The organism is Ketobacter alkanivorans, assembly GCF_002863865.1.
Classification (GTDB): domain Bacteria; phylum Pseudomonadota; class Gammaproteobacteria; order Pseudomonadales; family Ketobacteraceae; genus Ketobacter; species Ketobacter alkanivorans.
Window position 1 is genome coordinate 130,537 of sequence record NZ_CP022684.1, and the last position, 12,345, is coordinate 142,881.

General features: G+C 50.7%; 11 protein-coding genes and 1 pseudogene. 4 read left to right on the top strand and 8 right to left on the bottom strand.

Features of this window, described 5'->3' with window-relative positions; genetic code table 11:
* The first annotated feature begins 73 nt into the window (after positions 1-73).
* Positions 74-250: a YnfA family protein gene (locus Kalk_RS00580; protein WP_407656844.1), complete on the top strand. Its 177-nt coding sequence runs from the start codon at positions 74-76 to the stop codon at positions 248-250.
* A gap of 89 nt (positions 251-339) precedes the next feature.
* Here the strand turns inward: Kalk_RS00580 and Kalk_RS00585 are convergent, their stop codons facing one another.
* Positions 340-1,362 (bottom strand): tyrosine-type recombinase/integrase, encoded by a 1,023-nt coding sequence (locus Kalk_RS00585; RefSeq protein ID WP_087461791.1) that lies wholly within the window; start codon positions 1,360-1,362, stop codon positions 340-342.
* 205 nt (positions 1,363-1,567) lie between these two features.
* On the opposite strand from Kalk_RS00585, the gene Kalk_RS00590 reads away from it, so the two are divergent.
* A complete protein-coding gene (locus tag Kalk_RS00590) occupies positions 1,568-2,617 on the top strand; it encodes a DNA-binding protein (protein ID WP_101892370.1) in 1,050 nt (349 codons plus the stop codon).
* A gap of 65 nt (positions 2,618-2,682) precedes the next feature.
* On the opposite strand, the gene Kalk_RS00595 is transcribed toward Kalk_RS00590, so the two are convergent.
* Entirely contained in the window at positions 2,683-5,046 is a 2,364-nt protein-coding gene (locus Kalk_RS00595) for a Tn3 family transposase (protein WP_199767986.1), read from the bottom strand.
* Between the two features lie 111 nt (positions 5,047-5,157).
* Positions 5,158-6,635: pseudogene (locus tag Kalk_RS00600) on the bottom strand (DUF4158 domain-containing protein); the annotation flags it as partial.
* Positions 6,636-6,764: 129 nt separating this feature from the next.
* Here Kalk_RS00600 and Kalk_RS00605 point away from each other — a divergent pair.
* Complete coding sequence (locus tag Kalk_RS00605) at positions 6,765-7,226, top strand: YkgJ family cysteine cluster protein (RefSeq protein WP_158643243.1); 462 nt, start codon at positions 6,765-6,767, stop codon at positions 7,224-7,226.
* A 35-nt stretch (positions 7,227-7,261) separates the two neighbouring features.
* On the opposite strand, the gene Kalk_RS00610 is transcribed toward Kalk_RS00605, so the two are convergent.
* From Kalk_RS00610 to Kalk_RS00620, 3 genes are all read right to left on the bottom strand, one after another.
* Positions 7,262-8,608, bottom strand: coding sequence for a type II toxin-antitoxin system HipA family toxin (locus tag Kalk_RS00610; protein WP_101892372.1), 1,347 nt, complete (start codon positions 8,606-8,608; stop codon positions 7,262-7,264).
* A complete protein-coding gene (locus Kalk_RS00615) occupies positions 8,609-8,974 on the bottom strand; it encodes a helix-turn-helix domain-containing protein (RefSeq protein WP_101892373.1) in 366 nt (121 codons plus the stop codon).
* Between the two features lie 62 nt (positions 8,975-9,036).
* The gene (locus Kalk_RS00620; RefSeq protein ID WP_101892374.1) at positions 9,037-9,261 is read right to left on the bottom strand and encodes a hypothetical protein; all 225 of its coding nucleotides are present in this window, start codon (positions 9,259-9,261) and stop codon (positions 9,037-9,039) included.
* Between the two features lie 124 nt (positions 9,262-9,385).
* Here Kalk_RS00620 and Kalk_RS00625 point away from each other — a divergent pair, with 124 nt between their 5' ends.
* Entirely contained in the window at positions 9,386-9,772 is a 387-nt protein-coding gene (locus tag Kalk_RS00625) for a hypothetical protein (RefSeq protein WP_101892375.1), read from the top strand.
* Between the two features lie 12 nt (positions 9,773-9,784).
* Here Kalk_RS00625 and Kalk_RS00630 read toward each other — a convergent pair whose 3' ends face one another.
* Entirely contained in the window at positions 9,785-11,377 is a 1,593-nt protein-coding gene (locus Kalk_RS00630) for a flavin-containing monooxygenase (RefSeq protein WP_101892376.1), read from the bottom strand.
* The gene (locus tag Kalk_RS00635; protein ID WP_101892377.1) at positions 11,374-12,342 is read right to left on the bottom strand and encodes an alpha/beta hydrolase; all 969 of its coding nucleotides are present in this window, start codon (positions 12,340-12,342) and stop codon (positions 11,374-11,376) included. Before Kalk_RS00635 ends, Kalk_RS00630 begins: the two co-directional genes overlap by 4 nt.
* Positions 12,343-12,345 lie beyond the last annotated feature (3 nt).

Genomic DNA, 12,345 nt, shown 5'->3' on the forward strand with positions numbered 1-12,345 from the left:
AACATTCTGTACGCACCTAGGTACCTAGGCGCAGAGCGAAATAGGTAACATATAAAAGTTGCTCACCTGGCTTTTGTCTCTGTACCCGACAGCTGGAGGTCGCATTTACGCGACTTATGGCGTTATTTATGTGTCGATCGTCCTGTTGTGGTTGTGGGGTGCGGATGAGATTCTTCCGCATTTGTGGGATTTTGTTGTCGTGGTGATAATGCTAATGGGTATGGGCATTGTTATGTTTTCACCGCGATAATGAGCATTTGTTTCTGAATCAGTTGTTTTTAATGCTTTAAGACTGTGGAGCGGATCCTCTGGATGGATTACATTGGCAGCAGAGGAAAGTTACATCAAATCAGACTCGATCGAGAGCAAGGAAGCCATTTTTTCCATCAATATGACTGTCGCATTGTCGGATAGCTGTTGGCCTTCCTCGATGTACTCCCAGACCGTGGCGTCGCTCTTCCAGCCCCCTTGCTTCTTGATCAACTCAAAGTCGACTTTCTCCCGTCCTGCAGACGTGGAGAGGCCCCGCCGAAAACTGTGGCTACTCAGCTCAGGGACAAAGTCAAACTGGCAGGCACCACCCAAGGTTTTGAGCAAATCATTGATGGCCCCAGGATTAAGCTGCTTGGTTTGAATCTGATCCCAGCGATTGACTGGCCGGAACAGCGAACCAGTCACTATATCAGCGATATCCATCCATTGCCTTATTGCGCTGCCTGGGCAACAGACCGGATTCTTTGCAAAAGGCAGGGCTCGCGCCAAACCGGTGGCTTGCTGATCGGTCTTGGAACGGGGCAACCGAATGATCAAACCCGCCGGCTCCCACACCAGGTCGTTGATTTGTATTGCGACCAGTTCACTGCGACGAAAGGCCCCGAAAAATCCCGTTAGCACCAGCGCGATATCCCGATACTTCTTCATGCTATCTGGTAGTTTCTGGAGATGCTTCACCATCTGCGCGATGTGCTCCAGCCGCAGGGCCTTGGCTTTGCGCTTGGGTTGACCATGGGTGCGGCGGATGCCATCCATGGTCTTACGCACCAGAGGATCGCGAACGGGATCATGCAGCCCCTGATAATGATGCCACTGACTGATCGCCGTCAGGTGCAGATCCAGGGTTCTGGGATTAAGTAGTTCGGCTCTGGCCAGTAGGTAGCGAACGATCGTATCTCGATCCGTAGGCAGTCGGCCGCCCCATTTTTCAAATTGGCGAATGGCAGATCGATAAGCCTTACGTGTGTTGTCGGAGGTGGCCGCCTGTAGATAGTAACGCAGTGCTTCGGATTCCTGATGGGCAATCTGGCCTGATTCCTCATTACGTAATGATAAGTCAGTGGTCAATTTGGGCGGTTTGCTGTGCATGAATCGAATTCCTATCGCAGTCGCTCAAAAGGCGGCTATGTACCGGCGTTACGAACAGAATATTTTAGACAAAACATTATAACCAACGATAACATTAATTATCAAAGGTTAAAGAATAGAATTCAATGCCGATTGAAAATCGCATATATAATGTTATATTGCATGTTATGTAATACGTTACTAAATAATCCGAGAGGAATCGACCATGGCCCGCGCTGGAGTCACCTATATCGATATCGCCAAAGCCGCCGAAGCGATTAAAAGCCACGGCCAGGAACCGACTGTCGACCGCATCCGTGAGCGCTTGGGAACCGGCAGCAAAAGCACCATTGCCCCCTTGCTCAAACGCTGGCGATCGCACAATACGGAGGCTACCGATATCAGCGGACTTCCCAATGACCTGGTTGAAGTCGTTAAGTCGCTCCATGAAAGGGTGCAGCAAGTGGCTAACCATAAAATCGAGCAGGCCAGGAAGGAGTACCAGGCGGCCAATGAGAACCTCCAAGCGGAGCTGACCGAGGCGCGCAACACCATTACCCAGCTCACGGCTCGCCAGCAGGATCTGGAGCAACAGAATAAAGGCTTGATCGACGAAAAAACTGAACTCTACAAAGCCCTGGAGGATACGCGTATCAATCTGGTAAAGGCGGAGTCGCAACGGGATGAAGCCTTAACACGCGTCGCTGAACTGAAGGCGGCAGTGAGCGACCTCAAACAAGAAAACCGGGATATACGCAACCATTTTGAGCATTACCAGCAACGAACTGCCGAAGATCGTCAGCACGAGCGAGAGCAATTCCGAGCTGCTAACCAGCAGCTACAGAGCCAGGTGCACAGCCTCTCTAACCAGCTAGCCCAGTCCGAATCACACCTATCCGAGCTACTAAAAGCAAACACACAACTGCAAACCATGATCGATGGGTTGAACGAAAGCAATCACGCACTTCAGCTAGAATTAAACCAAAAAAACGAGACGATGAAGAGTTTGAACCACAACCTTGAAGCTACTTTGGCAGAACACCAAACGTCGAGCCGCCAAAATGACGAGCTTCGCGAAAAAATAGCGGCGTTAACGAGCCGGCTTTCAGCGGCCGACAAAGAAAACTATCTATTAGCCCAGGCACTGGAAAAAGCAGAAGCGGAACTGGGGTCAACAAAAGACAAGGTTGCTTTTTTAGCAGAGGAGAACAAGGTTATTCTTCAAGAAAAAGCGGTAATTCAAGGACAATTTAAACAACTGCAAAGTTCATTGTAGGTAAACATTTGCCCTAAACAGTACGCAAGAGGCCGCTTTAGCGGCAAACTGACAGAAGCCTACGGTTACGAGGTGGCCATGGAAATCAAAACCGTAGGTTTTCGTTTAAATGCGCCCGCTGGTCCATGATTAACCCCATGGGTATCGGTCGATAATACATCGGGTTGTATCTCTGATGTATTGCTTTGCAACAAATCAAAGATGTAGTGGGATTCATGTTCGTTGGAGCCAATCACCTTGGCGTTTAGCGCTGCGTGATTGGCTATCAAAGTGATGGCCGAGACGCCTTTGTTAGTACCAAAGTATTTTGAGGAGTACCGGGTTTTAAAAGTCTCCAACCGGCTCTCGAACTTTTGCCCATCGGCACTGGCATGGATGAGGTCTTCCTGGATATTGTAGTGTTTAAAGATGGCCAGCCTGGCGACCGAGTTGTTGATTACATCATTGGCATTATTTAGCGTCTCCGGCCGCAGGTAATTGGCTTGGATACCTTTTAGTTGGTCATACGCCCGGTCGGAGATATTGGCCATGCCGTACAGCCCGTAATTAGTGCCGTTACCAATAATAACGGCCAACAGATCATTAACATTCGCACGGCCTTTCGACTGGACAGGTAGTACATGTTCAAAGTTGTCCAGAAAGCCAGTCTCCTGATCCACGTAGCGCAGTACATCGGTAATATTAATCGGTTTTATCTGGTCAAAGAACGGGTTGTTCAGCATACTTTTAACACCGGTTGAGGGCAGCCGCCACTTTGTTTTACCGGTGCGATTGCGCAGGATAACGTTTTGGTTGTCACCGTTTTCGATGCGCCGACTGACCTGTTGTAGTTTATCGTTGAGATCACAGGATAAAGTCTCGATTAGTTTGCTGGGTTTCGCCGTCAGGCGAGGCAACATGGATTGTTGGATCAGCGTCTTTTTGCCTTTCCAGCGCTCATTGCTGACCAAATCATCCTGGAGAGAACGGAACTTAATGACGGTCGGGAGATAGAGCTGTCCATTCAGCTTGCTGGGAATCTGCAGATATAGGAGCCACTCAAAACGATCCGGTAGGACGTTGTTCTCCTGATCAATAAGGTATGCCTTCTGTTTGGGCTGAATTAGCCGTCGGTTCATGGTTTGGAGAATAGCACCAGTGGCTAACTCGCCCTTAGTGACGGCTAGCTGTGTAGCCAGGGCCTGTGTGTTCTCAGTAGCCTGGAAGGCTAGACACTGGAAGATTGGCCGTAGCACCTTCTCTAACAGCGGCTTTTGTTGGTCATAGTATTCCCAGTAATAATCATCAAGTGCGCGTTTTTGCTTGTTAAGATACAGGCACAATGACTCGATATCCCGACATTTAAGCAGCTTTTGAGCCTCCCGTTTTACAGCACCAAAAGGCTGTTTTTCATCGATGGAGTTATCAATAAAAAGATGGAGCAATTCCGCAGCCTTGCTGATATTGGCAGCAGCGCCTTCCCAGTCCCGGTAGGCTGCCTCTTTCGCGTACACTTTGGCCTGCTCATGGACTTTCCGAATGTGGTAGACAAAACCGTCGGCCAGACGCTCACTATTTTGCTCGGCACGCTCCTGTAGATAGCACAGTAAATAGAGCTGCTGCGTAGATCGGTCAAAGCGCTTGAGTTTGCTCCCATAATAATCAACCATCGAAGCAAAGTGCTGTTGGTTTTTTATTGAGAGCGATAAGGCTTTAACCACGGTGTTAACTTCACTCATCCAAGGCTCGATTAATCGGTTCACCTTGAGCTCCTTTTCCAATTCCGGGGGAGTAAAGCTCTTGGCAGACAACCTCAATTTAGACAGAGGTAATGCCCCTTTTCCGTCCACCAAGTTTGCGAGCTCAGTCGACAACCTCCCTGATAACTGGTTTTGCAGCGAAGCAGTAATACGCTCTCGTTCCTGTTTCATCGCCTGGCTTACCACGGTCTGCATCACCGTGTATTTGGGAATTGCAATACGACGCAGTGATAAATACTCGGTGGTTGCATCGAACAAATACCGGGGTTCAACCCACGACTTAGCTGTTTGCTGTAAGTGAGTGATTAAGGAACCTCGATCCTGTCTATCCCGCCATTTTTGATAATTGAGGAGATCAAATATTTTCTGGTATAGGCGATCCTTTTGCTTTTGATCCAATGAGAAGCGCCTGATACCGGGACCAGGCAACTGTTCTTTGGCGATAAACCGCAAATCCTCTTCGACATCGCCAAAACTCGGACTCAGAACCACAGGCCTGGACTTGAAGTAACCCAACAGAGCGACAAAGAAACAGCGGTGAGCCCGGCTACGGATAGCGTTGGCGACACGGGCTTCCATCTCATTCAGAGTAAAGTAAAATCGACGTTCTTCGAGGGTGAAACTGGGAGGGCTGTACAAATCATTGATTTCTGAGTCAATGAGGATCTGGAGCCTTTCGGTATATGCCATATCTGATGCCTAAAAAGCTCAGCATAATAACCGAAAGGGACAAGTTAAGGGCTAGGAGGAAGTTAATACCCCGCTGGAGGCCAGGAGCCACGGGGGCTGTAGAGGATTATGTCTTTTTAAGACGGAAAATCCCCAGGACCCCAAAGGGGTCAGCTGGCCTTGCTTCAGCAGCGTATATTTGTGTTTTCGCCAGTGTTCCCCGTCGATCAGGTCGGCATCGAGTGCCCGGTATTTAATGATTTCAGGCAGTGTCAGTTGGCCATTCAGGCGATCGGGAATCTGTTGATAGAGGAACCACTCATAACGATCTAACAGGATATTGCCTGCACGATCCAGCAAGAATTCGCGTATTTTTTTTGATAGAAACCGGGTGTCGGCGTTTGCAATTGGGCCTGGGCGTTGAGTTCGCCTTGTGCATTCGCCAAGGCCGCCGCTAGGTGCTGGGTGCCATCGTTTCCTTCGAAGCGCAGACATAGGAACAAATCTCGTAGCAAACCTTTACGTAGACTGTCTTTCTCGTCGTAGTACTGCCACATGGATTCATCGACCGAGCGCCGCTGCTCATTCAAAAATAGGCAGACGGATTCCAGATCCTTTTTTGCCAGCAGGCCCAGTGCTTTTTGTCTTACGGTTGCAAACGGTTGCTGCAGATCAATGCTGTCATCAATAAACAAATGCAGTACAGCCGCCGCTTTGCTGACATTTTTGGCTGCTCGTTGCCAATCCTGATAAACCGCATCCTGCGCATACTCCTTTGCTTTATGTTTGGTCTGTCTGACATGATGCACAAAGCCATCAGCAATACGTTCCAGAGCCTGTTGCCATCGCGTTTGCAGATAGCACAATAAATATAACCGTTGGTTGCCTACGGTTTGCCGTTTCAGTTTGGCACCGTAGTAGTCGACTTTCTCCGCCAGGTGTTGTTGATTTTTCTGCGACAGCGATAGCATACCCAAAAGCTGATCCACTTCCGGTATCCAATGTTGGATATGGCGATAGACAACCAGTTCCTTTTCCAGCTCGGTTCCGGTGAAGTTGCGAGCTGATTGTCGCAACTGCCGAAACGGCAGTGGACCTTCGCCGTTAACTAACTCTGTCAGCACCTGCTTAAGCTCGTGTGACATTGCACACTCAAGCTGGGCTGCCATGTGTTCCTGCTCATCTCCCGCTACCTGACTGATTATCTTCTGCAGCGTGCTGTAAGCAGGGATCGCGATCTTCTGTCCCGCTAAATATTCAATGGCCGCATCGAAGAGGTGCCTTGGCGCTGTCCAGGCTCTGGCTTGCTGGGATAGGTAGGCACTTAACGCAAGTCCGTGTTCTTTGGCATTCCAGCGCTGGTAGTTGCAAAGCTGGAAGATACGTTGGTAAATCCGTTCGTTCTCTTTGGGCGTGAGATTGAAAGGCCTACAGCCCGGTCCCGGTAAAACGGTTTGATGAACGTATTTGAGGTCCTGCTTGATCTGATGGAAACCGGGACTCAGCGCCACCGGCTTGGCCTTAAAATAGCCCAGCAGCACAACCAGCATATAGCGCTGGCCCCGGTGTCGGAGGCCTTGGGCGACTGCCCGTTCCTTATCGTTTAGCGCACAAATGGGGATCTCGAAAAAAGTAATACCCTTCTGGAGGCCACGAATGGCAAGGCCTCCAGAGCACTTTGTCGTTTTTGGACGGAAAATCCCTAGAACCCCTATATCCGAGTTGAGATGGATTCGAAAGTGAAGAAGAAAGTTAAGCAACAGGCTAAGCGCTGGTTCCTTATGTTTGATCGAGTGACTCGCGAAGCTTCTATGGACAACCCACTCACCAGTGAAGAGTTTTTTTCTGCAGAGAAAGAGCTCAGTCAGATGAAAGTAGTATGTCCCTTCCTAATCAACCGAAGCTGTAGCATTTATTCTGTTCGACCAGTGGCTTGTCGTACCTATGTTGTCGATGACAGTCCCTCGGTCTGCGAACAAAACCCAGTGAGAAACACGTTACCCAAGGCTCACGAAATCTACAAAGAGGCCTATGACAAACTTCACAACCTGGTGACACATACTCAGATGAGACCGCTAGTGTATGCGGTTTCTGAAGCCCTTGGCTTAAAGATTAAATTCAAGCCTTTGTTAATGTCCGCATACGTGAATAATGATGCCGAATACAAGTTGCCTGCATTGGGCGGCATGGTGGAATCTTAGCACCTTCATTCATGGTATGAGAAGTGCGAGAACAACTACAGGCCTTCCCACTCTAACCGATGATCCTGCTGAATCAGCTCCATCCAGGAGGGACCCTTGGTGTGGCCGGGAAAGTGTGGGGGCACTCCCGCCTGCTCAGCAAACTCAGGCCACTGACTCACCTCTTCAAGGATTTCTCGGATAATGGTCTTTGCTTTAGTTGGTCGAATGTCCGCATGCCGCGCCACTGCCAATAGATCGTCCGTCACAAAGTGATTACGCTTACCGTTGACGGTCATCTGGTGCTGGCTGGTCCAACCACTGCCATTGCAATAGGTAATGTCATAGGCGGGGGAGAGTGACCAGATTCCGGCTTTGTCCATTAAAAACGCAATGTTCTTGGTGTGATCGTCCTGATTGCGGGCCACGACGTTAAACACAACCCTTCGAAAGAATTGTTCAAATTCCGGCTTGGGCAGATCCAGATCCCGCATCACACCGATGGCTTGTTCGTAGGAATAGGCGCCAGCCTGGTTAAAGTCATAATGCGCCAACCCACAGAGGGACTGCATATGGATCTTTTCGCCACCGTCTTTACGGTCAAACCGTCGGGTCATAAAATGAGAACGGCCGTTTTCCTTAAAAATACGGCATTCTGTCATGTTGATGCCACAGGCGATGGCCATTAGATAATAGGCGTATTCCACTAGACTATAGCCTTTGGGATCTGCTAATACTTCGTGATCCCGGTTTTCTTCCACCCCGTCGAACTTCAATAACCAGTAACCAAAGCCGGCATCGGTTTTCACCTGTCCGGAACGCACTTCCTGCGTATCCGGGTTCCATTCAATCACCGCTTTAGCGCGGGCGCCGCCGGCCGAAGTCCCGACCGAAATAATCTTTTCCAGCGCTTGCTTCTTGTTGGCATCCGCCCCGGCCAAATCCACAGCCATGGCTTGCTTGGCACTCAACGCTTCATTAGCCAGTCTGACCAGTTCCGCGATCTCGATGGGTTGGGCCGTTTCATCCCAGGTGGCTATAGCAGGTTGGAACTCCAGAGCACCCATGCCCCGTGAACCGATATAACTGAGGCGCTCCAAAGGACTGAAACTGTCCGGGGAACGACCCTGGCGTTCCAACCATTGATTGATCAGTCGATTACCAAATTTGTCCGGTAACGAGTCGGCCAGCAATCCCGGCAGCCCTTTGAAGGTTTCCCGGTTTAGTGTGGGAAAGGAAAAGGATCGGTTGCTCAATGGCATCATGATCGGGGAAGGCTCGATACCCGATGTTTGAAATGCCGGGTCATATTCAAAATAGCCTCGATCATTGGTCCAAATCAAGGTACCGATTTGTCGCCCCCATAACAGCACTCGGGCGACCGCTTGAGTAGTGTCTGCCATTTAATCATCCCCCCAGGTCCAGGGCTTTTTATTGCTTCCTTCATGTGTACTCTGACCGGAACGGGAAGCTCGTTGTCGGGTTTTTGCCTGTAACTTTTCAATCTGTACCAGGGCCTCGGCCCGGGGTGGAGGAGCCGGCAGAAACTGATCCAGTTCCTCTAGCTTGCCCAACGCCCGGAGAACGGCGACCACGTTCAATAACCCCACACTTTTTGTACCATTTTCCAGGTTATAGAGGGTGCGCTCAGTAATACCGGCTTTCTCCGCCAGATCCACCATGGTGATATTCTGGCTGAGCCGGGTCGCCCGGAAGCGTTCTCCAAGCCATTCCAGGACTTTTTGGTTGCTCAGATGTGATATCGACATAAAAGGAAATATATTGCCGATTGAGATCGTTTTAGGTTTATATAAGAACTATATTTCCATTTCTAAGTACTGTCAAGCTCGTGGGATGAGCGCAAACTATAAGCAACCACCTCCAGCTTAACGGGAACCGTCCCACCTAAACCAAAGGCTTCGTCACGTTCAATAAAACCCAACCAGGAAAAATACCCAACCTCACCATCGTGCCGCAGAATACCCACCACTTCCCCAGACCGCTCCCGATCCAGCAGGATATTCCGGTAATTCAACTTACGTAGGAGCATTGGCATACTGAATATACTTTACTGTTTTGGTGACTGGTAATATATACAGTGTAATGCTTAGGCTACTAAGGAGTGAAATGGAAGTTGGGCCATCAATAGTATTATAAATAACAAAAGCATTGAGGTTTATGTGACTTTAATACTAAACGTTCTTCACAAAGATATGTCTGTTTTAGCCGCAGAAATAATGGCGAGAGCAGAGTGGTCAATTTCGCCGATGTCCTTTTCTTCCGTACCTCTTGGAAAAGGCTACGCAGTTCATGACTTCAATAAAGTCACAATAAATTCAAGTAGGACGCTGGCTCTAGGTATCGCAGGCCTTACGCAAGATCATGGTTATACTCAGAAGATTGAGCATAGTGAAAAAATCGATGACGCGTTACAAGCGATTCGAAAGCACATCGAAGGTTTTGTGCCTATCTATGATCGCGGCAAATTAAGAAAATTGTCCCAGTTTAGTGCTAATGAGGGGATGGCTCCAGAACCCCATTTAGCTAGATATTTTCGAGCCCAGTAGCTCAAAATGCGGTTAGTTCCAGACGCTCTTCGCTGAGTCAGTCGCAGGCTGGATCATGCCTTGCCTGTCACCACCTCCGCTGAATTGGTAGTGTGTCATCGGCAAGTGCTTCGCGCGCCAAAGCATCTCCAGCGAAGTTGAGGGTCGCAGCATGGGTGCGTCACCATGACGATCAAAGTAATAGCTGTTCGAGGTAGCACAGTTGTGGTTCAGGAACACAGTCCCCTGCTGGCGCTTCTGTATGTCCTGGAAGTAACTATCATGCGCCTCTTGCCGAACCTCGACTCGCGTTGCTGCGCGCCTGTGGGACTCACGAATACACCTCGACAGGTGAATCGCGTTACCCTCCACCATTTTGAAATAAGACGTACCGATCAGGGCGTAAGGGCCGAGCATGATGTAGAAGTTCGGATAGCCCGGTATGGTCAATCCCTCGTAGGCTTGGTAGCGATTGTCATGCCAGAACTGTCCAAGGTCGGTGCCGTTGCTCCCGATCAGTTCGAAGGAGGGGATATTGCCTTTCTCGAATGTCTTGTAGCCGGTGGCGAGCACAAGTACGTCAATGGGGCGTGACTTGCCGTCGTTAGTGGTGATTCCCCTGCGGGTGATGTGTCGAATCGGTGTTGTCACCAGCTCGACGTTGTCCTGCGCGAAGGTTTTGAAATACTCGTTGGAGAAGGTGGGGCGCTTGCAGCCAAAGCCATAGGCAGGGCTGAGCTTCTCCCAGAGATCCTGCCGATCAGGAAGTTGTTCGTACATGTTTTGGAGGGCAGCCTTCTCGCAGGCACGCACGATCCAGGGAGCTTGGCGGTAGTAGATTGCGGACAATACCATCAGGGTTTCGCTGGAAGCGTCCGTTACACTGCGAATACCTTGCTGTAAAGCAGGTGAGGCGCGAAATAGGGTTTTTAGCCAGCCCGGCAAGGTTCGATCCGGCTTTTTTAGCACCCAGATAGGTGTTCGTTGGTAAACATCAAGTTGGCGGACCTGTCGAGCAATTTCTGGCACCAGTTGCACCGCGGTAGCTCCGGTGCCGATGACCGCGACACGCTTGCCCTTCAGGTCGATGCCCTTTGGCCAGCGGGCGGTATGGATGATATCGCCTTCGAAGTTGTCGAGACCCTCGATGTCGGGTAGTTTGGGCGAGATCAGCCCCCCCCCTGCGGAAACCAGATGTCGTGCCCGCAGGGTTTTGCCCTGCTTTAATGTCAGCACCCATAGGTCATTGTGCTTATCGAATCTGGCCTGTTGCACTTCGACGCCAAAGCGGATGTGCGGGTAGATCCCATATTTGCTCGCTACCCGGCGAGTGTATTGATAAAGTTCGCTGCCCGGCGCGAATATCCGTGACCAGTTGGGGTTCTGTTCGAATGAGAATGAGTAAGTGAACGAGGTGATATCCACGGCAATTCCAGGATAGCGATTGTCGCGCCAGGTGCCACCAACATCAATGCTGCGCTCAAGGATAAGGATGTCGTCAATACCGTCCGCTTTGAGTTGTACAGCGGTGCCAATGCCAGAGATCCCTGCGCCTACGATGATGACTTCGTGGTCAGGGCGCGCCGAATGCATCGATTCCTCAGGTGCAAAGGCAGTCATGTTCATGCGACGGTCTCCTGTACGTTGGAGCAAGCCGGAACGTCGTTACCAAAATCGTGGCGATTTTGAGCTTTAACCGGGGCACTGCGTAACTGCGTTTGTACGAAGTTGATCAACCGTTCGGTGTCTTTTCGTGCTTCCGGCAGCAGTAGCCGCAAGATCGGCCAGACATGCGGCATGTCTGGTCGCGATAGCAGTTTCACTGGCACGCCTGCCTGGCGTGCGCGTTCGGCCACGGCATAGGCATCATCGCGCAAGCATTCCTCCTCGCTCACCGTCAGCATCAATGGTGGTAGCTGTCGGTAATCGCCACGGCACGGGGAAGCGTAGGGGTGCAGCGGATCGGCGCCCTGCAGATAGAGCTTTGTGGCACCATCGATCATTGCTTGGGAAAGCATCGGATCGGAGTCGTTGTTGGCTTGCCGGGACATCAACTCGCCGGTGGCATCGGCACCTGGAGAGATGGCGATGGCACATACCGGCATCGGAAGTCCCTCGTCGCGGGCGCGCAGAAGTGTCACCAGCGTCAGATTACCACCGGCAGAGTCACCGGCCACGACCAATGGCCGAGAGTCATCAATCAATTCACGGTACACGCTCAAGGCATCGTCCGGTGCGGCCGGATAGGGATGCTCCGGGGCTAGCCGGTAATCGGCAAGAAAAATACGCGCGTTCAGCGCCTGGGCCAGCCTGCCACAAAAATTGTGGTAGGTGTCGAGGCGGCCACCGACAAAAGCACCACCGTGCAGGAAAAGCAGCGTTACGGTCGGAGTGGCGGTGGTCAGCCACTGTCCTGGGATATCGGCGACACGCGCATACCTAAGGCTAACACCGCTTGGCAGCAGTGAGGGTAACAAAGGCGCATTCATAACCTTACGCAAATGACGAACCAGATGTTCGGGATCCAGAATATCGCGTTTCATCATAACGCGGAAAAGGGGCTTAATAATTTTTGCAGGAAGGGATGCCATTAG

Excerpts from the sequence above, each read along its gene's own strand:
- Kalk_RS00620 (WP_101892374.1), bottom strand. The coding sequence starts at position 9,261 with ATGCCAATGCTCCTACGTAAGTTGAATTACCGGAATATCCTGCTGGAT.
- Kalk_RS00585 (WP_087461791.1), bottom strand. The coding sequence starts at position 1,362 with ATGCACAGCAAACCGCCCAAATTGACCACTGACTTATCATTACGTAAT.
- Kalk_RS00630 (WP_101892376.1), bottom strand. The coding sequence starts at position 11,377 with ATGAACATGACTGCCTTTGCACCTGAGGAATCGATGCATTCGGCGCGC.
- Kalk_RS00635 (WP_101892377.1), bottom strand. The coding sequence starts at position 12,342 with ATGGCATCCCTTCCTGCAAAAATTATTAAGCCCCTTTTCCGCGTTATG.
- Kalk_RS00610 (WP_101892372.1), bottom strand. The coding sequence starts at position 8,608 with ATGGCAGACACTACTCAAGCGGTCGCCCGAGTGCTGTTATGGGGGCGA.
- Kalk_RS00595 (WP_199767986.1), bottom strand. The coding sequence starts at position 5,046 with ATGGCATATACCGAAAGGCTCCAGATCCTCATTGACTCAGAAATCAAT.
- Kalk_RS00615 (WP_101892373.1), bottom strand. The coding sequence starts at position 8,974 with ATGTCGATATCACATCTGAGCAACCAAAAAGTCCTGGAATGGCTTGGA.
- Kalk_RS00590 (WP_101892370.1), top strand. The coding sequence starts at position 1,568 with ATGGCCCGCGCTGGAGTCACCTATATCGATATCGCCAAAGCCGCCGAA.